Source organism: Segetibacter sp. 3557_3, assembly GCF_004354985.1.
GTDB lineage: Bacteria > Bacteroidota > Bacteroidia > Chitinophagales > Chitinophagaceae > Segetibacter.
Window position 1 is genome coordinate 127065 of record NZ_SMSK01000007.1, and the last position, 22202, is coordinate 149266.

The window sequence follows — 22202 nt, forward strand, 5'->3', positions numbered from 1 at the left end:
TAGTTGATTTCTTCAACAAAGATAATGTCTGCTACCTGTTGTAAAGTAGATCGCTTGGTAATTGATCAAAGGACTTTTTGAATGCTTTGGCAAAGTTGCTGAGGTTACTAAATCCAACTTCGATGCCCACGTCCCTGACCGTATACTTCTGCGAAAGCAGCATTGCTTTGGCCTTATTCATACGTTGTTTCTGGTAGTATTGGTATATGGGAAGACCATAAATTTCTTTGAAACTGTTCTTTAGTTTCGATGGACTCATGGCAGCCAAGCGTGCAAGCTTTGCAATGCCAAGCGGTTCTACAGAAAAATCCTTTACCAGTTCACCTTCTATCTTCTTAAGCCTGGCGATGTCTTCGTTGCTGACTTTTACGTCAAAATGCATGTCGCTCATCTTATCGTTGATGCGCGTGAAGAACCTTTCAAGCAGTAACATAACCCTGTTTTGCACAACCAGTCGTTCGTACGACGGATCTACATCGGGTGTTACGATCTCCGAAAGGATGCGTTTGTACTCAACGTCCATGGGCTCATAATTAAATGCGCTCATCTTAAGACTGAGGTATTTTTTTATCATGCCGCCTACACTCTCCATACCAATGAAGTTGCTCATCCACTCTTTGCTAAAGATGAAGTCTACACCTTTTACTCTTGAATTTTCAGGTGTGATAAACAACCAGTCGAAACGGGTACTGCCAAGAAAAACGGCTGATTTTGCAGGATTGATTATGGTTGGCACAGGCATCGAACTGAGTGCCGTTGTTCCATTTTCGTCGCCGCTGTCGGGGGTATAAACCTCATCAAACCTCAGGGAGAAATAGTCATCCTTTATTTTGGTTCGTTGAAAGGTGATGTCTTTATGAACGGTATAGTCGGATATCAGCCCCTGTAAACCGTTGGAGAGCTGTATATATTTGAAGTAACCTGTTCCAATTTCGGGAGGGAGTGTTAAGGTGTTGTCCTTAAGTTTATGCTTAAAGGTTTTTGCAAAAAATTGGAGTAGTTCTTCATAGTTGGTGTGGTCGTATTCAAGTTTTAACAACGTATTGGATTTTGGTTTTTCTGTTATAAATATCGGAGTGGATTTCGTTTTGCTGAGTAGATGTAATTCTTGATATTGATCCAAAACGCTAAAATCATATAAACAAGTACAGGAGAGCCCAATGTTAGAAAAGAAATATAAATGAACCACATACGAATCCGGCTCGTTGCTATTCCCATTTTCTCGCCGATTAACGAGCAAACACCAAAGGCCTGCAATTCTATAATTCTTCTAAGCTTTTTCATAGTAGTGCTTTCCTGTTTTGGTAACGTCAGCCTATCGCAATTTAGTCAAATTACACGGGTAAACCGCAAAAAAACTCATTTCGCTTGAGCCTAGAATTCATATAAATTTGCATAACTTTTTTCTCACATTTAAATCTTCCTTACATCATGGCTTTTGACATAGAAATGATAAAAGAGGTATATGCTGCATTGCCCGGAAAAATTAAACAGGCTCGTGAAACAGTAGGCCGTCCACTAACTTTAGCTGAAAAGATTTTACATGCACACCTTCACAAAGGGATGCAGGCGAAGTCGTTTGAAAGAGGAAGAGATTATGTTGATTTTGCACCAGACCGTGTTGCCATGCAGGATGCAACTGCGCAGATGGCTCTTTTACAGTTTATGCAAGCAGGAAGGCCGCAGGTTGCCGTTCCAAGTACCGTGCATTGCGACCACCTGGTACAGGCTAAAACAGGGGCCCAGGAAGACCTTGCTACCGCCCTTAACACCAATAAAGAAGTTTACGATTTCCTTTCTTCAGTTTCGAATAAATATGGTCTTGGATTTTGGAGACCAGGTGGAGGAATCATTCACCAGGTTGTTCTTGAAAACTATGCTTTTCCCGGTGGTATGATGATCGGTACCGATAGCCATACGCCAAATGCGGGTGGTTTAGGAATGATTGCAATCGGGGTTGGTGGTGCTGACGCCAGCGACGTAATGGCTGGTCTTGCCTGGGAACTTAAATGGCCCAAGTTGATTGGTATCAAGTTGACCGGCAAATTGAGTGGCTGGTCAAGTGCAAAAGACGTAATTCTTAAAGTTGCGGGTATCTTAACCGTAAAAGGTGGAACCGGTGCCATTGTCGAATACTTTGGTGAAGGTGCCGATGCGCTTAGCGCTACCGGTAAGGCAACCATCTGTAATATGGGTGCCGAAGTGGGTGCTACCTGCTCGATCTTTACTTACGATGATCGAATGAGTGCATACCTGAAGAGCACAGACCGCGCTGATGTAGCTGAGCTTGCAGACAGCGTTAGCGAACACCTTAGACCCGATGATGAAGTTTACGCAGATCCGGCCTCTTATTACGATCAGTTGATCGAAATTAACCTGAGTGAACTTGAACCACATGTAAACGGACCATTCACACCCGATTTGGCATGGCCGATCAGCAAGCTTGCAGAAGCAGCCAAAGCAAACAACTGGCCCGAAAAAATTGAAGTTGCACTAATCGGATCGTGTACCAACTCTTCTTACGAAGACATCAGTCGCTCTGCCTCCATTGCGCAGCAGGCAATTGATAAAAAGCTTAAAACCCGTTCTGAATTTACCATAACACCCGGTTCTGAATTGGTGCGGTATACCGTTGAAAAAGACGGCTTCCTGGGAACGTTTGACGACATTGGCGGAGTAGTGCTGGCAAACGCATGCGGCCCGTGCATTGGGCAGTGGGCACGTCATATTGATGACCCACACCGCAAGAATACCATTGTAACGTCGTTCAACAGGAACTTTGCAAAACGTAACGACAGCTACTCGGGAACACACGCTTTTGTTGCTTCACCTGAACTGGTTACGGCCTTTGCAATTGCAGGTGACCTTACGTTTAACCCGCTTACCGATAAACTGATTAATGAAAATGGTGAAGAGGTGATGCTTGATGAACCAACAGGATATGAACTGCCACCAAATGGCTTTTCTGTTGAGGACGCGGGCTACCAGGCACCGGCTGAAAACCCTGACGAAGTTGACGTTCTTGTTAGTCCTGACTCGCAGCGCCTCCAATTACTTGCCCCGTTTCCTGCCTGGGAAGGAACTGATCTAAAAGGCCTCAGGCTTTTGATCAAGGCAAAGGGTAAGTGTACCACCGACCACATCTCCATGGCCGGACCATGGCTTAAGTTCAGGGGCCACCTCGACAACATATCAAACAATATGTTAATCGGCGCACTAAATAGCTTCAACGACAGTACCGATAATGTAAAAAACCAGCTCACCGGCGAATATGGTCCGGTTCCCGCCACCGCAAGGGCTTACAAAGCGGCGGGAATCGGAAGCATCGTGGTTGGTGACGAGAATTATGGCGAAGGTTCTTCAAGGGAACATGCCGCTATGGAACCACGTCACCTTGGTGTGCGGGCAATCCTGGTAAAATCGTTTGCGCGTATCCACGAGACCAACCTGAAGAAACAGGGTATGTTGGCGCTGATCTTTGCACAAAAAGAAGACTACAACAAGATACAGGAGGACGACGTGATCGATATTGAAGGTCTAACTTCATTTGCTCCAGGCAGCCAGTTGTATGTGGTGCTGAATCACAAAGATGGCTCTGAAGAAAGGATCCCGGTAAACCATACCTACAATGATCAACAAATTGAATGGTTCAAGGCAGGTGCGGCACTGAACATCATCCGCAAACAGGCAATAAGGTAATCCTTGAATAATATTTAAAATGAAAGAGCGAAATCAGCAATGGTTTCGCTCTTTTGTTATTGGGATAGTGGACTAGCCCATTGACGTTAGTAATGCCTCTCGTGCACCAGCCAGGTGTGGTGGCTGTAACCGTGATGTGCCCGCTGTGCGCTGTCGAGGCATTCCCCCGCCAACGTATGGTTTACTTTAATTATGGCATCAGCCTGAACTTTCCCGGGTTTTACATCAGGGAAATTGGTTATCATTTTAAGCTCCCTTCTGCAGAATCTTTCCCGCATAGCTCAAGGCTGCAACAGGCGACTCAAACAACTTCACTTCTCCATCCTCGTCCTCGATAATCATCCCTACTCCACCGTCTGTTTCCGGATCCTGCTGATACCAGGTAGCGGTAAAATACTCCGTAGGTATAATGTTGGGATTTGCCCGCTCAACAGGATGTGGATCTACCTTTATCCAAAATGTTTTATCATTGATCAGCTGTTTCTCAATCATATGCTTTTTAGCATAAAATATACAAAATGGAGACCACCCATACTTTCCAACAGTATGCACCTTTATGAGGGAACAACATGGGTACGCAGTCCTAAACCATAAGGCCAATGTTTTTTATTTCTTTAAAACAAAACTGCCCTCCTAAATTGAAGGGCAGCTGAATATTCAAGTACATATCACTAATCTCAGTCCGGGCTACCTGCGTGCAGGAGCACCAAGTTCAAGCTCCCGGTTCATCTGCTCGATGTCTACCGGCTGGGAGAAATCGCCGATTAACCACTTGCTATAATAATCTGCAAGTGACCAGAAGAAATATTCCTGCATATCGCCGTAGGCATGGCGCTGTCCGGGTAAGATCACGAGGTCAAAACGCTTATTGGCCTTAATCAATGCATTAACAACCCGGATGGTATTTGCAGGACTCACATTATTATCGATGTCGCCCGTTGTAAGCATCAGGTGACCTTTCAGGTTTTTAGCCAGATCCTGGTTTTTCTCAATGTTGTAGATAAAGGAGGTGTCGGCATTTTCACCAATGTTTTCCTTAACGCCATGGTGTTTTTCGCTCCACCACCGATTATAGATACTGTTATCGTGGTTACCCGATGAGGATACGGCTACCTTAAAAAAGTCGGGATAAACAAGCATAGCTGCAGTACTCATGAAACCGCCCCCGGAATGCCCATGAATACCTACTTTGCTGATGTCAATGTATGAGTAGCGGTCCGAGAGCTGCTCAATGGCCGCTTTTTTATCAGCAAGACCATAATTCCTGAGATTGCCATATCCATAAGTATGATACCATTTTGACCTGCTTGGATTGCCACCGCGGTTACCAACCGTAACTACAATCAGTCCAACCTGTGCGAGACGATCTACCCTGTCCATACCTTTTGAGAACGACTTATTTACAGCCTCGGTTTGTGGGCCGGGATATACATACTCCACAACAGGGTATTTCTTTGTCGAGTCAAAGTCGAACGGCTTGTACATAACCCCATAAAGATCAGTGATACCATCATCAGCTTTTACCTTGAAGATCTGGGGAAACTTGTAGCCTGCCGCAAACAGGGAGGAAAGGTCCGCTGTTTCAAGATCCATAACTTTCCGCCCTTCTGAATTGTACAGCGCCGATTTGGGCACACTGTTCACACGTGAAAAGTTGTCGACGAAAAACGACCTTGAATCATTCATACTGGTCGTATGTTCAAACTCTCCGCCGTTCAGCAATCGAAGGCCACTTCCGTCGAAATTGATGCGGTAAACGTGGGTATAATAAGGATCTTCATTCTGTTCGCGACCGTTTGCGGTAAAGTACAAAACCCTTTTTTTGTCGTCGATACCAACAATGTCTTCACTGTGAAACGCACCCGACGTAATCTGGTTCTTTAGTTTTCCTTTACTGTCGTATAAGTAAAAATGCGCCCAACCATCCCGCTCGCTCCACTGAATGATTTCATCACCGCCATTTACCAGCCCTGGTTTCCTGGTTTCAACATAGGTATTCATCCGCTCTTCAATCAGGGGTTTTACTTCGCCTGTGTTGATGTCAACGGTACAAATGTCAATGCGCTTAAGGTCGCGGCTCGTACGACTGAAATAGAGTTTATCAATTGTTCCAAGCCACATGATGGGTCTGAAGTCGTCATCCCTGGTGTTTATGGCACTACGTCCTGACCAGATATCGATCGACTGATCTTTAAATTGTTTTACGTTCAGCTCACGACTGGTCTTATTACTCATGTCGAAGAGCAGCATATATTCTACGGGCGACTCTTTCTCACCAGGCATATGATATTTATATGTCTCCAGTGTTGGTCTTGGCTCAGCAACACTATTTATCACCCACATATCCTTAACCGAACGTTGATCGGTTAACGTGGTGGAGAAATACTTCGAGTTTGGCGACCAATAAAGTTGTACCGGCTTGCGCTTGTTCTTGTTTTTTTCTTTGTCAACGTTAGTTTCATTTAACGCAAAGCCATAACCAAAATTTTCAATTCCATTAGTGGTAAGCTTGTTTTCAACAATTGTACTGTCGTCTTCTTTCTGCAAAGCTTTTTCATAATTCGCCTTATCCATCCAATACAGGTTGTGTGCTTTTGCGAACACAACTGTTTGGCCATCTGGCGACACTGATGCCCAGGTTGGTTTGCGTTTTGGCTTCTTGAAGTCGGCCAGTTCAACCAGTTGATTGGTGTTAAGGTTGTACTCGAAATAGTGGACTTTTTTTACTTTGGGGGCCGGGGTTCCCTTTTTTACCGTGGTGTCCTTGCGTTCAACGTCCTGGGAGCTTTTTACTTCAAACTGTATCCAGTTTTCATCTTTGATAAAGCGTAAACTATCAATCAGCAGGTGTTGTTCATCAAAAGGGTCCTTAACGATGCGGGTAAGTTCAGCTGCAAGCTTTGCATTGTCGAACATCACCCTTTTTTCGGCTTTGGTGGGGTCAACGATGTACCATTTACGGCCCGCAGATGTTTCATAAACGTACCAGAAGCGATCACTTTGTTTCAACCAATGCGGATCCACAGAAGTTGTAAAAACAAGTTTATCGAGTTTCTTAGGTGAAAACCTCGATGCAAGTTGGTAGTTTGCTTTTGAAGCTGCCGTTTGCTGGGCAAAGCAGCTCGTAGCGCCCAGAACCAGGCTCATTAGCAACAAAATCTTTCTCATGTGTTTCTTTGAAAATTTGAAGATTGAAATATATGCCGGAAAAAGTTAATGGTAAAAACCAAATCTCCATTTCGGAATGATGGGTGTATTTTGCAATAAAATCAGTCATGGATCATTCTTTCGATACGACGCGCGAAACGGCACTCAGGTTAGACCAGCAGGACTCAATGGCAGGTTATAAACAAGAATTTTACTTTCCTCAACATAACGGAACAGATACCATCTATTTCTGCGGCAATTCGCTTGGGCTCCAATCCAAAGGGGTGCAGGAAGCCGTGCAGCAAGAATTGAACGATTGGAAGGACCATGCAATCGCAGGATTTTCAAAGGCGAAATATCCATGGCTGCAGTACCAGGAGCCGTATAAACCTGTTTTGGCCAAATTAATGGGTTGTCTTGAAACAGAGGTCACCATTATGAATGGACTCACCGTGAACCTCCACCTGCTGATGAACACTTTTTATAAGCCTGCTAACGGCAGATTCAAGGTGATGATGGAAGCCGGAGCTTTCCCGTCTGATCAATACGCAGTTGAAACACAGGTTAAACAATATGGCTACGATCCTGCTGACGCGATTATTGAGATCAAGCCCAGGGATGGCGAGAAAACCCTCCATACTGAAGACATCATCGCAGCAATCAACCTCGCCGGCAACGAACTTGCAATGGTGCTCTTTGGGGGAATCAATTATTACAGTGGTCAGCTTTTTGATCTTAAGGCAATAACAGCAGCTGCTCATGAAACAGGTGCGATTGCCGGTTTCGACCTTGCACATGCCGCTGGAAATGTGTCATTAAAACTACACGACTGGCAAGTTGATTTTGCTGTTTGGTGTACCTACAAATACCTCAATGGGGGACCCGGGGCGGTTGGTGGTGCATATGTGCATGAGCGGTTTGCAGCCGACCCACAAACACCACGGCTGGCAGGCTGGTGGGGTAACGACGAGGAGTCAAGATTTAGAATGGAAAAGGGCTTTATAGCCAAGCCAAATGCAAGTGGGTGGAACGTGAGTACCGCCCAGGTGATGAACATGGCTGCACTCAGGGCCTCACTCGTTTTGTTTGAACAAGTCGGATTTGAGCAACTCGTACAAAAAAGTAAGCAGTTAACAGCTTACCTGGAATACTTGTTAAAACAGTTGAAAAATCTTGATTTCGAGATTATAACACCTGGCGACCCTGAAGCAAGGGGGGCACAACTTTCTTTGTACTTCAAGGCCCGAGGAAAAGAGATCCATACCAAAATGCTTGACAACGGTATCGTTGTCGATTATCGGGAACCTGGGGTTATACGGGTTGCACCGGCACCAATGTATTGCTCATTCGAAGATGTTTACAAGTTCTACCAGATTTTGCAGTCCATGAATTAGTTGCAAACAAGAAAGTTTCCACGGACATCTCCTGGTTTGTGCTTTATACTACCGGGCAGAATTCTTGCTTCAGGACGCAGATCGGCGCCACGGTCAATGGAAGGAATGGTTATACGGACCATCAGGAAACGGCTTGATGAATGTCCAAATGTGCAATGCCCTTAGGTAAACGAAACAGCCCTGGATGCTGAGCTTCCGTTATGGCAATTGTCACCAACTTCTGCTTATGTCGAAACACAGCTTTAACTACCTGGCACTTGGCGACTCTTATACCATAGGAGAAGGGGTTGCCCTATTTGAGAGCTTTCCCTGCCAGGTTGTACAACTGCTGCGCAAGAAAGGCTTAACCATTCATGCTCCCGAGATTGTCGCTAAAACAGGCTGGACCACTTTTGAACTCGCCGACCAACTGTTGCATATGTCACTTGCGCCACACTACGATTTTGTAACACTTGCAATAGGCGTAAACAATCAATACCGGAACCTTCTTCCGGCAGACTACAGGAGCGACTTTGAATTTTTGATCCGGAAGGCGCTTCATTTTACCACGGAACAGTCCTCGAGGGTTATTGTGCTTTCCATCCCCGACTGGGGCCATACTCCTTTTGCCCATGGAAGAAACCGCAGAAAAATAAGCGAAGAAATAGATTTATTTAACGAGCTAAATCATGAGATCACATCCCGTTATCGTTGTCAATATCTCGACGTAACGACCCCGCTTCGGAACTTCGGCATCGATGAAAGCCCTGTTGTAGCAGATAAGCTGCATCCATCGGCAAAGGCCTACACAACCTGGGCGTTGGAAGTTGCAGACGTTATTAGCAGGGAGGCCCGCTAAACCCGGGACAAGTAACCAGCCATTTCCCGGCTATAGTCCTCGGCAACAGTAGCAGCTTTCCCCGCAAAATCATGGTTATTGCCCGCGTATAGGATAGCGCGACTGGCATTTACCAGCAGGCCAACATCAGGAATGAGACCGTACCTTGAAACCTCATCAAGGCTTCCGCCCTGTGTACCCACTCCCGGGACCAACAAAAAATGATCAGGCACAAGTTTACGTATCTGTTCAAACTGGCTTGCCTGTGTAGCACCGGTTACAAACATCAGGTTTTCAGTGGTGCCCCAACTACTTACTGTTGTTAAAACCTTTTCAAACAAAAAAGAGCTGCCTGTGCTTAACATTTCGAAATCGTTAGCACCCTTGTTTGAGGTTAGTCCAAGTACAATCGTCCATTTATCGCTATAATCGAGAAAAGGCCTTATACTGTCTTCACCCATATATGGGGCTACCGTCACCGCATCGAAGTTGTAAACTTCAAAGAAGGTTTTTGCATATTGCGCCGACGTATTCCCGATATCACCTCTCTTGGCATCCGCAATTTTCAGGTATCCTTCAGGAATGTAATCAACAGTCTTTTCCAGCAACTCCCACCCTTTTATCCCCATGGCCTCATAAAACGCGGTATTTATTTTATAGCTGACACAGTAGGGCTTAGTTGCGTCGATAATCTCCTTATTAAATTCAAATACAGGATCGGGAGCCGACAATAAGTGTTGCGGTATTTTCCCCGGATCAGTATCAAGTCCTACACATAAAAAACTTTGCTTCCGGCCTATTTCTTCGATCAGCTGTTTTCTGGTCATTGTTGTTGATGTTATATAGAACCTGTTTTTCCGCCGTCAACAGCGATACTTACCCCATTTACATAAGCTGCTGCCGGAGATGCCAGGAAAGCAGCTACTGCGGCTACCTCCGCGGGGTCGGCAAACCGCCTTGCCGGTATTTCTTTAAGCATCTGCTCTTTTACATTCGCTTCCGATACCCCGCTTTTTCCTGCAGTGGTTTTTACCAGGCTCTCCAGTCGTTGCGTTGTTGTAAGACCCGGCAATACATTGTTCACCGTAATCTGGTATTCACCCAACTCATTCGCCATTGTTTTCGCCCAGGAAGCAACAGCACCACGAATGGTATTTGAAACGCCAAGGTTGGCTATCGGTACTTTAACAGAAGTAGAGACGATGTTAACGATGCGTCCGAATTGTTCGATTTTCATACCCGGCACAACGGCTTTGGTAAGAATATGATTACAGATCAGGTGCTGGTTGAATGCAGCGAGAAAGGCTTCTTCAGTAGCGTCTACAATTGGTCCGGCAGGTGGTCCGCCCGTGTTATTCACCAGGATGTGTACGACCAGTTTTTGAACATGTTCATGGATCATATTCCGAACTTCCTCAGGGTTCGAGAAGTCGGCAACGAGATACCCGTGCTGTTGCTGGAGTGTGCTGTCGAGCTGCAGTATGGCTTCACTTAAACTTTCAGCATTCCGTGCTACGAGCGTACACGACGCACCCATAAGGGCAAGCTCTTGTGCAATCGCCAAACCGATACCCTGTGTGCTTCCGCAGATAATTGCATTTCTGCCTTCGAGCGATAGATTCATGGTGCCAAACCTAAAGAAAAATGCCGAGAAGTAGCTCTGACCTGTTTATTGGTGGTGAAGAGGAACTTTGTCCTGTAGGGCTGTAGTAAGTCCACTTGCCGAAGTATTTAGCAAAGGGTGCTTAAAGCAGAAAAGTGAATGCTAATCCAGTTGTTTATTTAGCCAAATGCTGGATGGGTTTGCCCAGGATACTATGCTGCACAAGGTGCGAGGCCGGTCCGTCTGGCGCAACCGCGCAGGAACGATTTTCGATAGAATTCCTGGTGCCGGGCGGATAGTAATTTTGCTTAAATAAACGATAGCAAATATCGGTTGCGGAGAAAATGGTAAACTAATGTCTTCGGGTTAAATCAAACCGGGGAGAGGCTGGCTTTCTGTCCAGCATACTCCACCATCAATGAAGCAACTGCACGCTCGTTTTCATCCCCTTCCATCAGCTTATCTACAATTTGCTTAAAACTTTTCTCGTCACGGTTCTGACTAAGTTTAAAAACGTGCTTGAGCGTTTTCACCTTGATCTCAAAGGCAACAATGGCCTTCAGAAGGCGGTTGATATAAGTCGGATCTAATGCCTCAAAGGCAGCAGGAGAGCCAGGATCTTGTTCAAAGTGGGCAGTTGTCTTTTGGAGTACCTCCAAAAGCCTGTCATCGTCCAGAAAGGTGAGCGTTCCGCCCGCATGCACCGTAATATAATTCCAGGTTGAGGCCTGTTTCGGATTCACGTACCAGCTTGCACTGATATACGCATGAGGGCCGGAAAAAACAACCAGCGCCTGGTCATTCTGCAGGAAGGCCTCATAATGATCTGTCGACTTCATAATGTGCCCGACAAGACACAGCTCATCGCCTCTCTCCTCGATCAACACCGGGATATGGGAGACTACGGGCGAACGATTGCGATCAACTCCGGTAAGCATCACAAATGGATAAGTCTTCATGATCCCTATAACCTGTTGATTGCTGGTTTTATATTGCGGCAGATCGTACATGCCCTAAAAATAAAAAAGCCATCGGGTTTTCCAATGGCTCAGGTAATTTTAACAGGTACTCGTTAACAACAACGTCGTTCACCATACACTTCCTCCGTCATATTCCTGCACACATCCTGGCTTATCTCCAGCATTAAGGGTAATTGTACCGGCTCATTTTGTACGTCGTCGAGCCGGCGGTGTATCTGCAAAAACGACTTGAACAAGATTTCTTTCGCAAGAAATTTATCTTCAACCCATTTACAAATCTCCCGATACACTTCAGCACCATACTTATCATACAATCCAAAGAACTCGGCATCTGTTTTTCTATGATCCGACTCAGCATTTTTTCTAACCTCCATATTCAACTTTATCATTTTCAAACATTTTGGGGATACTTTAAGAAACAACAATTAATAAGCCGTATTCTGACGTTTACCAACAATTTTTTACAGCTATATTCTTGTGTAGCTTAATCCCCGATATGGGTAAATTCTATTACCAAATCAAAACGAAAACATGATGAAATTATTAGTGTTGATCTCACTTATCAGTAACATGGGCATATTGTTCAACTGAAATAGGTGCCGGTCTTGACCAGATCAAACAAGTTGGGAGTAAACACCTTGGCGGTTAACAAAATAATGGTGATTTCAACTGGGCAATAAGCTGAAAGGATACGTTATCGAACATAGTACTCCACCACAGCTGATCTCAATTATAATAAGCTTGCAAATTGTGGTGGGTTAATAGTAACTCCTACGCGAGCATAAGACTGCAACCACGTATATCACTGTTGTCTACCCGGCCAAGAACCTCGAAAGTTCCGTCTGGATATATCAGTCCGGCATCGTCAGTAGCCAGGAAAGAACAACTATAAACATTCGCCAGGTCTATGATATTGATGATCCCGCGACCTATCCCGGAAATAGACAACGGATCCTCTTCATCCCGCACAAGTACTTTCAACCATGGAACAGGTTTAAATAACCCATTCCCCATGGAGTAAGCCTGCGACAACATCTCCGTCATTCCATATTCCGAATGAACATTGTCTGTTGCAAAGCCTTTCCTGAGTATATCATGTACCTCCGAACGAATCATCTCTTTTCGGCGCCCCTTCATTCCACCGGTCTCCATTACGATTGTGTAACGCAATCGCAAGGGGTATTGCGCTACAAAATCAAGTAGTCCAAAGGTCACTCCAATTAAAAGCGTTTTCTTTTGTTCGCTCTCAAGTTCACGAAGGGTGTGCGACAGCCGATCGTGTTCATATAAATAAAAACCACTCCGGGCATCATTGGAACGTTTAATGAACTCTTCAACCATAACAACGAGTGAAGAACCTTTTCGTTCAAGGTAGGAAGGTAGCAAGCCTAAAATCGCATAATTGGCAAGATCACCATACAATTCTTCGAAACCCTTTATACAGCTTTTCATATAAAGGTCGAGGTGCCTGACGTGGTGTTGACTATTTGAGCTTTGCGTTGTACCACTGCTTTCAAAAGTGATATCCGGCGGCTCAGCCGCTGCATAAACCTTATGCGTTTTAAAAAAAGAAACCGGCATAAATGGTATCTCACCTGGGGAAGTTACTGCTGCTGGGATTATATTCAGCAAGTTCACCCATTGTTGATATACCGGATTATGTTGGTATTGGTAGCGAAACACAGCAATTGCCAGTGCATCAAAACCCTGGTGAGTTACTGAGAAAATATTGTTAACAATGTGAGTCTCCACTACTTAATGATTGGCTCTTTTAGCTAAATTTGAAAGGTAAACGCTATAAATGAAAACAAAGATATTGGTAACCCTTTTGTTCGTCGGCGTATTGTATGCTTGCAGTAAAGACAAGTTCAATACAAAGCCGACATTATCGCTAAAGTCGGTAAGTTCAACTGTGGTTCCATTTAACGGATCACTGAATTTTGAATTTGAAGTCACCGACAAAGAAGGCGACATTAGTGACTCCCTGTATATCAAGAAAGTAAGGTTAAACAGGAGGGTTGTTGCAACCATCCGCGACTCTTTTGCCTTCAGGATACCCGCTGTTCCAAATACCCAGAAAACCTTTGTATCCATCGACATGGGCTTTAACAATCACCTGATTTCTGCCATTAATCCACCCAGTACAGGCAATCCACCTGTTCGTGAAAATGATACCCTGGTTTTTAAATTTGCACTGAAAGACAAAGGAAAAAATTTAAGTGATACCTTTACGAGCGAGCCCATTGTTATCAGGCGGCAATAACATTCGTGAGTACGTTCACCAGGATTCTTTATTTCGGAAATGTTTTCTATGGTCTTTGTACTGTTGCACTAAGTATTGAAACCAACCTTCAATTGGGCATAACCCTTAATCGCCCGCCGTTTTACCTCCTTATATTTTTAGCAACGGTTGTTTATTACAGCCGTATTTATTACAACACCAGTTTTCACTTTACGGGCGATGAGCGTTCTGCGTGGTTTGCAAAACACCGGGCATTGATACGCCGCATTCTGCTAACGTTTTCGCTTGCCATTGCAGGGGTGATCGTTTACATAGCGGCTAAGAACTACCCTGCCCTGCTCACCCTTTCACCAACATTATGGTTGTTGCTTTTTCTTGTACCTATTGCCGGCTTACTTTACACGATCCCAATCTTCTCTTTTAGAAAGTTGCGGCACGTAGGCTGGTTAAAACCATTTGTTATTGGCTTTGTTTGGGTGGGCATTGTAACCTTATTTCCCGTCCTGTTCTGGCAGGTCCGCAACCCTGGTCAGCCTGCGGGATCATTGCTTCCGGCTTTGATTTTCTGGTTTCAGAATCTCTTATTCATTTCCTCACTTGCCGTTGTATTCGATATTAAAGATCATACAACCGACAAGGCGCACGGACTAATTACCATTCCTGCAAAACTCGGCGTACACAATACCGTAACCCTCGTTGTTGTTCCGCTGGCCGCACTCAGTTTTATCGTACTCTATGTTTTTTTGCAGCTGCAGGGCCGTTCATTCATCGTGGTGGGCATACAGCTTATTCCTTACATTTTATTACTGCTTTGTCTTAGAAACATCAGTGAACGTAAAAACCTGCTTTTCTATCTTGCTGCAATCGATGGCCTGATGTTTTTGAAAGGCGTTTGCGGGATCCTTAGCATTACATTTTTATAATCAATCTATGTCAGACAATACACAAGAAACAACACCCGATGTGCCTTCCATACTTACGGAAACCTCGCACACCTTTCTTCGCAGCTACCTGAATAACGCCTCACCTGTAGGTTTCGAAAGCAGCGGGCAGAAATTATGGCTCGACTATATTCGTCCTTTTATCCATACCGAATTGTTGGATCCATATGGAACAGCGGTGGGCATAATCAATCCTGATCACCCGTTTAAGGTAGTCATCGAGGCACATGCCGATGAAATCAGCTGGTTTGTTAACTACGTTACCGACCAGGGGCTTATTTACCTGAAAAGAAATGGTGGCGTGGATCACCAGATTGCACCCTCCATGCGGGTTATCGTCCACGGCAAAAAAGGTCCGGTAAAAGCAGTTTTTGGATGGCCCGCCATTCATACCCGGCTGGGCAACCCCGATCAAAAAGAACAGGCGCCCAAAGTAGACAACCTTTTTCTGGATTGTGGCGCGCGCAACAAGAAAGAGGTGGAAGACCTCGGTATACACATCGGCGCCGTAGTTACTTACGAAGAGGGGTTTGATGAACTCGCCTATAATTACTATATCGGCCGCGCAATGGACAACCGCATCGGCGGCTTCATGATCGCCGAAGTTGCAAGGCTGCTCCGCGAAAACAATGTAGAACTGCCCTTTGGCTTATATGTGGTAAACGCCGTGCAGGAAGAGATCGGCCTGCGGGGTGCCGAGATGATCGCCAGGAGAATCAAACCCAATATTGCGATCGTCACCGACGTTACACATGATACCAGTACCCCAATGATCAACAAGATGATTGAAGGTGATTGTAGCTGCGGAAAAGGCCCCGCCCTGTGTTATGCACCTGCTGTACATACCAAGCTGCTTCACTTCACCGAGGAGGTTGCAAACAACAACAGCATTCCTTACCAGATGCGCACCTTAAGCCGCAGTACAGGTACCGATACCGACAGCTTTGCATACGCAAATGATGGTTGTCCATCTGTACTGATCTCTATCCCGCTCCGTTATATGCATACCACCGTGGAAATGTTGCACAAAAGTGATGTCGAAAATACGATCCGGCTCATGTATGAAACATTGCTAAAGATCACACCCGAAATTAACTTACGGTACTTCTAACAGGCTCGTAATTAAGAAAGCAAATTCTCAGGCCTTGTGCAATTGCACGAGGCCTCTTTGTTCCAGGCAGTGCTACAAGAAACACTCTTCCATTTGTCTGATGCGGCTATACTTAAACTTCGCAGAAGCCTGTTTCAGGGGCTTCTTGTTAAATAAATGAAAGTTCTGGCACTATCATTTGTCCCATTCGGTTATTCGCTAACCTTTGTCAGCCTTTTGCTTTCCGGGAGATCACCTAGTTTTGTGTTATCAAAATATCCAATATCATATAGCTGAAAAGCCAAACCAAAATCCAATATCTGACTAACCGTTTTTTGTTTCCATTACTTTGAAAAACCAGGGCTAATCGAAAACAAAAGAACTTGATCCCGCATTCGTGCGGGATTTTTTTTGTCACAATCATGCTGCATCAGATTGCTTTTTGCATATAACCCGTTAAAAACAGGATATTTACTGCCATAAAGTTTACGCATGCAAAAAGTACGTTGGGGCATTTTGGGCGCCGCAAAAATCGCCCGCGAAAAAGTAATTCCGGCTATGCAATTGGGCCAATATTCCCAGGTTGTTGCATTGGCTTCAAGAAATCAGCAACATGCTGAAGAAGTAACAGCAAGGCTAAATATTCCGATGGCATTTGGCTCCTACAACGAATTGCTCGCCAGCCCCGATGTGGATGCCGTATATATCCCGCTGCCAAACCACCTCCATGTCGAATGGTGTATCAAAGCAATGCAGGCCGGCAAACATGTGCTTTGCGAAAAGCCTGTCGCGCTCTCCGGGTCACAAGCTAGGGTTTTGATGCAAGTCGCTGAACAGCATCCCAATATAAAAATTATGGAGGCGTTTATGTACCGCTTTCACCCTCAGTGGCTCGGTGCCACACAAATGGTCAGCGACGGTCGCATCGGTACTTTAAAAACAATTCAAAGCTTCTTTTCCTACTTCAACAACGATCCGGGGAACATCCGTAACCAGGTTGACGCGGGCGGTGGCGGACTCATGGACATTGGTTGCTATTGCGTTTCTTTATCGCGTTTCATTTTTGGGGCAGAACCTCAACGCGCAATCGGGATCGCCGAACGTGACCCTTCAACCGGCACCGACCGCCTCACTTCAGCAATGCTCGACTTTGGTCGGGGCACTTCCACTTTCAGCTGCTCCACCCAGTTAACCGCTTACCAGCGCGTAAACATCTTTGGCACCGAGGGTCGTATCGAACTGGAGATCCCTTTCAACGCCCCGGCAAATGCAGGGGTCCGGTCGATTGTTGTTACAAAAGATGGCACCGAAGAGATCGTATATGAACCCGTTGATCAATATACCCTGCAGGGCGATGCATTTTCAGCCGCCATCCTGAACAACTCCGCTGTGCCCACCCCATTAATCGACGCTGTCAACAATATGCAGGTTATCGAAGCCATCTTCCAAAGTGCCGACGAAAACGCGTGGGTAACCCTGTAACGAAAATCAATCAGACAACTGTACACCTTTCGTTCGCTGTTGCCTCGTTAAGTGCCTAAGATGCTTTGGGGCTTTCACCCGTTGTTAATTGAGCTACATTGGTTCGGGCTTCTCCGGGCTCCGCTTCGCTCCGGCCACGCTAAGGCGTGGCTAAACCCTTCGTATCCCGCAGCCCTTCGGCATTTGCCTTCCATAGCAACGAACCCCTGCGCGCAAGAACGTACAAACAAAAACTAACGTTATTTTCGCCGCATGACAGGTATCGACAGCGTTGAAATAAGGCAGGCCATTATTCATAAAGTGGGCAATCCAACCCGGGGTGAAGAATTGAAATTATCCGCCAACAACCTCACCCTAAATGATGAAATTGTAAGAGGTTTACTCGCGAAATACTTCCTCGCTCCCTTCAACGAAAACGACCAGCACTTTTTTACGCACAACAGCGATGTTGCCCTGAATACCGTTTATAATTATGTCAGCGCAATTTTCGACGATCCTAAGAGCTTTACGGGCCAGTCAGCCTTACTCGCTCAGTTTCTATATTCAAAAAGCACCCATGCCCGGGTAAAGGAAGGTGAACTGTATGTTGCCCTGTTTCACAATGTGCCTTTCGGAACCGAATATATCGAAGCCATCGGTATCTTTAAGAGTGAAACCCGCGAAACCTTTCTCAAGGTGTTTTCACATGGGCAGAGTTGGGAAGTAGGTGCGGAAGATGGTATAAATATCAACAAGCTCGATAAAGGATGCCTGGTATTTAAGGTAAACCGGGGTGAAGGATATGTTTGTTGCGTTGTCGACAGCACCAATAAACAGGATGCGCAGTATTGGGTAAACGACTTTTTGCAGCTGAAACCATATGCAAACAGTTACCATCAAACGGATCAGCTGATGGGCATGTGCAAATTGTTTATCAGCAACGAAATGCAGGAAAAATTCGAGGTCAATAAAAGCGACCAGATAGACATGCTGAACCGGAGTATGGAATACTTTAAAACAAAGGACCAGTTTAACCTCGATGAGTTTAGCGACGAGGTAATCTACCATCCGGAAGTGCAGGATGCGTTTAAACAATACAAGCAAACCTATCAACAGGCTAAAGAAGTAGAGATCCATGACGACTTCGACATTCACCTGTCTGCTGTTAAAAAGCAGGAACGTGCTTATAAAAGCATCCTAAAACTCGATAAAAACTTTCACGTTTATATTCATGGCAGGAAAGACCTAATTGAGAAGGGTTACGACGAAATGAAAGGCAAACATTTTTACAAGTTATACTTCGACGAGGAATCTTAAACATGCTTAGGCCGAGGCTTCTTGGAAGTATAGGATAGCACAATAGTCGGGGTGAACCTCCTGCAAACAGTAATTACAACAAAGCTGGCTAAAACCCACGATCACTCAAAAGCAATAAATGTACAAATGAGACTAAGCTGGTAAGCTGCGCTAAGCAACACCCGGTAGTTTAATGCCTGCAGCAAGCACGTCTCTAACAAATATCTCCTGCAGGTCCATTTTCACCTCCTGGAACCCATAGGCATTTACCCAAACATTTGTCACCACCTTATAGCCATCCGGGTCGATCCCCGACACACCTACCTGGAACGTTGGCTCCTTCAGCAGGCCCTTATGTTCGTTGATAGCATTAGACAGTATCGACTTAACCTGTTCAAACGGAATCCCAAAGCTGAATTTGAGTTCTATATCCAGTCGCCTCCGGCCTTCGCGGCTAAGGTTGGTGATAACCTCGTTTGATAATTTGCTGTTTGGAATAATTACGGTTTTGTTGTCTATCGTTCTCACAACCGTATAAAATATTTTAATGAACGTAACTACACCTTCCTGGCCTTGCGCTATAATAATATCATTTACTTCAAATGGTTTTAATAACAGGATAAGTATTCCACTCGTGAAATTCTGAAGGGTTCCCGATAAAGCCAGGCCGGCAGCAACGCCAAATGCACCGATCAGGGCAGCAAAAATGGTTAGTTCGATGCCAATCATCTGCATACACGCCAGTATCAGGAGTACCTGTGCTGCAAGCCCAAGGGTACTAATCAGGAAAGGCCGTAGCGACGGATCAACATTTCTTCGTGTAAGTGTATTGTTCAGCGTTTTCGAAAGGGTCCTGATCAACCAGAAACCTACCAGCAACAGCACAATGGAAATCAACAATCGTGGCCCGAAACTTAAAAGCCATACATAAGCCTGCCGGTAAAAATCTTTAATATTCATTCTTGTCCTGGTTTTTGCTCGGTATTAAAAATCTATGCCATTTAGCAGGGTAACTACCCTGGCTTTCCATGTATCAGCGCGCTGCACCTTTGTCTTTTGTTTTATCATCAACTCCGCCTGCTCGTATGTCATCGTTTTCCAGGTCGTTCATATACTGATGTTTTAGATGATCGTATAGCGACCGCCTGTCCACCAAAGATGCAACTACTACAGCCACTATTCCGGCAAGCATCAGGTGGAATATAACGCTGTGCCGGTCGGTCATTTCAAGAACAAGTATTGCTGAGGTAAATGGAGACCTGGTGACACCGGTAAGAAAAGCCACCATCCCGGCTAAGATCAGCAGGTTGCTGTTCGTATTCGAAAGTTCAAACATTTCAGCACACCACGATCCTATACATGCTCCTGCACTTAACGAGGGTGCAAATACACCTCCAGCTGCTCCCGTGGTAAATGATAACAGTGGGCCGATAATCCGCAGCACCGGTGCGAGCCAGCCGCCATACTTTTCATCGGTGAACAACAGGTTCGTCATCTGCTCCTTGCCTGAACCCAGGACTGAGTCGTTGAGAAACATTGCTATCAGTACCAATACAACGGCACAACCAAGAACATAGGCTATCTCCCACGAGATTTTCTTAAGTCTGCTCTTCCATTTAAGTATACCTACAATCCACTTCGACATTAGCCCGCCGGCAAACCCGGCTATCGTAGAAGCTGCAATTACCGCGAAAAAAATATAAGGCGAGAGGTTGCTCACATTCGGGAACCCCAGGTAAAGATATGGGCCGAGCAACGCCTGCGCAGTTAATCCTGCGATGATCACAGCTGAAAGTATGGCAATTTTGAAGTAGTTGATATGTGTACGGGTGAGTTCCTCCACTGCAAACACAATTCCCCCCAGCGGGGTATTAAATGCCGCGGCAAGACCTGCAGCCGCCCCGGTCATAATCATATTTTTTTTCGAAACCTGGGGCCACGATTTTGGGATCAATTGGTTCACCTTCCTGAAAATACATCCGGCAATCTGGATCGTTGGGCCTTCACGGCCAATAGCTGCGCCGCCAACTACCATTAGCAAGCTTGAAGCAATTTAAATGGCAAGCACATTTATGCTAAGCAAACGGTCTACACGATAGTTGAATCTTGGAGTTGCATATTCAATTGCTGCCATCACCTGAGGGATTCCGCTACCCTTTGCAAACTTTGCAAAACGTTTTACAAGCCACCATGCTACTACAAAGCAAACGGGTGAAACAAGCAATAGCAGCCAGCTATGCAATTCGTATATATACCGGTTTAATTGCTCACCGAGGCTAAAAAGCTTTGCATAAAACACCGCCACTAAGCCGGTAATCAACGATGCTATCCAATATGGCAAAGGCACGAGTGCTCTTTTCCAGAATTGTCTGTTTCCATTGGTCAGCTTAACCCGGAGCCCTTGAAGCACATTTAACACATTCTCCCAAATTGAATGCATACTACTTTTTGAAAATCATTATACAAGTACCTAGCGTAATTAGTGGCTGCATAGAAAAGTGTTTCCCTAAAATTTCTAGCCAGTTGATGAAGGACACTCCGGTTGATGTCTTGTCTTTTACTGCAAACCAGGTAAATTTTGGATATTAAATATTCCTCTGTGAAAAGACATAATGGTCGCCCGCTAGATTAAGCTACAGCAAAAAGGTGACCTTCATTTACCTATCGCCTTAAATGTTGCTCGTAAACATTAATCCAATCGCTTACGCTAACCTTGCTTACGAGCTCACCGATAAGTTTATACGGAATGTGTTCAGGTTTTTTAAAGCGGATACAGCTTTTGCCCATATCAAGTTTTGCGGTAGAATGGTTTGCATATGCCGAGGTAAACCACTCCAGCAGGTCGGGCATCGCATATATTCCCATGTGGTAAAATGCAATGAAGTTTTTTTGCGAAGCGAGCGCAGCAAAAGGCAAAGGCTGTTTTGGATCACAGTGGTACCCTGCCGGGTACAAGCTGTGCGGCACAACATAATTCAGCATCCCACTTCCCATAGTTTCCTCGAAACCCGGGGGCAGGTTTAATAAAATGCTGTCGCGCAGTTTGGCTATGGTGGCCTTGCGATCTTCCGGTAATTGCTGCAGGTATTCCGCTGCACTGGTTGCCTGAGAAGTCATAACGTTATATTTTGGTGACCCTAAGATCGCAAAAATTGCAAGCTAACAGCTACAAATTGCCTGCAAGTGTGTTCACCACTACCTAATCGATATGCTGCTTGATATAAGGTGCGTTAAGTGCAGATAAAGGCGACCCTGCCTTTAAAATGTGTTACGAAAACTAACTTAGATCATACTGCAACCTTTCAAAACAGAACCCAGTCTATATAAGTGGTTTTTCATAGAATATTGGATTAAAAACGGGGCTGGATTTCTATCCTGGCCCTTCTTTTTTTTACCCCAGTCCTTTATCAAACCAAATGGAAAACACCTGCCCTTGATGATCGCTGTTGTCGAATCCAGATCGTCATTCTTGTACGGGACAAAGTGTTACGTTGCCCGGGTTAACACTCCTAACTCAACTTCACAACTATTC

General features: G+C 45.2%; 18 protein-coding genes and 1 pseudogene. 8 read left to right on the forward strand and 11 right to left on the reverse strand.

The window, feature by feature from the left end:
- Positions 1-31: 31 nt before the first annotated feature.
- Complete coding sequence (locus EXU57_RS12775; RefSeq protein WP_133268607.1) at positions 32-1039, reverse strand: helix-turn-helix transcriptional regulator; 1008 nt, start codon at positions 1037-1039, stop codon at positions 32-34.
- 392 nt (positions 1040-1431) lie between these two features.
- Between EXU57_RS12775 and EXU57_RS12785 the strand changes: the two genes are divergently transcribed.
- A complete protein-coding gene (locus EXU57_RS12785) occupies positions 1432-3699 on the forward strand; it encodes an aconitate hydratase (protein WP_133268609.1) in 2268 nt (755 codons plus the stop codon).
- 246 nt (positions 3700-3945) lie between these two features.
- On the opposite strand, the gene EXU57_RS12790 is transcribed toward EXU57_RS12785, so the two are convergent.
- Positions 3946-4191 (reverse strand): hypothetical protein, encoded by a 246-nt coding sequence (locus EXU57_RS12790; RefSeq protein ID WP_133268610.1) that lies wholly within the window; start codon positions 4189-4191, stop codon positions 3946-3948.
- Positions 4192-4386: 195 nt separating this feature from the next.
- Positions 4387-6867 (reverse strand): S9 family peptidase, encoded by a 2481-nt coding sequence (locus EXU57_RS12795; RefSeq protein ID WP_133268611.1) that lies wholly within the window; start codon positions 6865-6867, stop codon positions 4387-4389.
- A 107-nt stretch (positions 6868-6974) separates the two neighbouring features.
- Here EXU57_RS12795 and kynU point away from each other — a divergent pair, with 107 nt between their 5' ends.
- Both kynU and EXU57_RS12805 read left to right on the forward strand, forming a co-directional pair.
- Positions 6975-8240: a kynureninase gene (kynU, locus tag EXU57_RS12800; protein ID WP_133268612.1), complete on the forward strand. Its 1266-nt coding sequence runs from the start codon at positions 6975-6977 to the stop codon at positions 8238-8240.
- Between the two features lie 226 nt (positions 8241-8466).
- Positions 8467-9078, forward strand: a complete 612-nt coding sequence (locus EXU57_RS12805) for an SGNH/GDSL hydrolase family protein (protein ID WP_165958126.1) — start codon at positions 8467-8469, stop codon at positions 9076-9078.
- Here the strand turns inward: EXU57_RS12805 and pyrF are convergent.
- The 5 genes from pyrF to EXU57_RS12830 all read right to left on the reverse strand — a co-directional run bounded on the left by pyrF (position 9075) and on the right by EXU57_RS12830 (position 13392).
- Positions 9075-9884, reverse strand: a complete 810-nt coding sequence (gene pyrF, locus EXU57_RS12810; RefSeq protein WP_133268614.1) for an orotidine-5'-phosphate decarboxylase — start codon at positions 9882-9884, stop codon at positions 9075-9077. The genes EXU57_RS12805 and pyrF overlap by 4 nt on opposite strands.
- 11 nt (positions 9885-9895) lie before the next feature.
- On the reverse strand, positions 9896-10681 hold the full coding sequence (locus EXU57_RS12815) for an SDR family oxidoreductase (protein ID WP_133268615.1): 786 nt from the start codon (positions 10679-10681) through the stop codon (positions 9896-9898).
- A gap of 350 nt (positions 10682-11031) precedes the next feature.
- The gene (locus EXU57_RS12820) at positions 11032-11670 is read right to left on the reverse strand and encodes an FMN-binding negative transcriptional regulator (RefSeq protein ID WP_133268616.1); all 639 of its coding nucleotides are present in this window, start codon (positions 11668-11670) and stop codon (positions 11032-11034) included.
- Positions 11671-11732: 62 nt separating this feature from the next.
- Positions 11733-12029 carry a hypothetical protein gene (locus tag EXU57_RS12825; protein WP_133268617.1) on the reverse strand — a complete coding sequence of 99 codons (297 nt, stop codon included), beginning with the start codon at positions 12027-12029 and terminating at the stop codon, positions 11733-11735.
- Between the two features lie 382 nt (positions 12030-12411).
- Complete coding sequence (locus EXU57_RS12830) at positions 12412-13392, reverse strand: acyl transferase (protein ID WP_207955472.1); 981 nt, start codon at positions 13390-13392, stop codon at positions 12412-12414.
- A 49-nt stretch (positions 13393-13441) separates the two neighbouring features.
- Here EXU57_RS12830 and EXU57_RS12835 point away from each other — a divergent pair, with 49 nt between their 5' ends.
- The 5 genes from EXU57_RS12835 (at position 13442) to EXU57_RS12855 (ending at position 18691) form a co-directional block, all read left to right on the forward strand.
- Positions 13442-13903 carry a hypothetical protein gene (locus tag EXU57_RS12835; RefSeq protein ID WP_133268618.1) on the forward strand — a complete coding sequence of 154 codons (462 nt, stop codon included), beginning with the start codon at positions 13442-13444 and terminating at the stop codon, positions 13901-13903.
- Positions 13904-13908: 5 nt separating this feature from the next.
- Positions 13909-14805, forward strand: coding sequence for a UbiA family prenyltransferase (locus tag EXU57_RS12840; protein ID WP_165958127.1), 897 nt, complete (start codon positions 13909-13911; stop codon positions 14803-14805).
- A 7-nt stretch (positions 14806-14812) separates the two neighbouring features.
- Complete coding sequence (locus EXU57_RS12845; protein ID WP_133268620.1) at positions 14813-15934, forward strand: M42 family metallopeptidase; 1122 nt, start codon at positions 14813-14815, stop codon at positions 15932-15934.
- Positions 15935-16405: 471 nt separating this feature from the next.
- Positions 16406-17395 carry a Gfo/Idh/MocA family protein gene (locus tag EXU57_RS12850; RefSeq protein WP_133268621.1) on the forward strand — a complete coding sequence of 330 codons (990 nt, stop codon included), beginning with the start codon at positions 16406-16408 and terminating at the stop codon, positions 17393-17395.
- 252 nt (positions 17396-17647) lie between these two features.
- Complete coding sequence (locus EXU57_RS12855; RefSeq protein WP_133268622.1) at positions 17648-18691, forward strand: nucleoid-associated protein; 1044 nt, start codon at positions 17648-17650, stop codon at positions 18689-18691.
- A gap of 150 nt (positions 18692-18841) precedes the next feature.
- Here EXU57_RS12855 and EXU57_RS12860 read toward each other — a convergent pair whose 3' ends face one another.
- The 3 genes and pseudogenes from EXU57_RS12860 to EXU57_RS12875 all read right to left on the reverse strand — a co-directional run bounded on the left by EXU57_RS12860 (position 18842) and on the right by EXU57_RS12875 (position 21787).
- On the reverse strand, positions 18842-19630 hold the full coding sequence (locus EXU57_RS12860; protein ID WP_133268623.1) for a mechanosensitive ion channel family protein: 789 nt from the start codon (positions 19628-19630) through the stop codon (positions 18842-18844).
- Between the two features lie 73 nt (positions 19631-19703).
- Positions 19704-21110: pseudogene (locus tag EXU57_RS12865) on the reverse strand (chloride channel protein).
- A gap of 221 nt (positions 21111-21331) precedes the next feature.
- Entirely contained in the window at positions 21332-21787 is a 456-nt protein-coding gene (locus tag EXU57_RS12875; protein WP_133268626.1) for a DUF1801 domain-containing protein, read from the reverse strand.
- Positions 21788-22202: the final 415 nt, after the last annotated feature.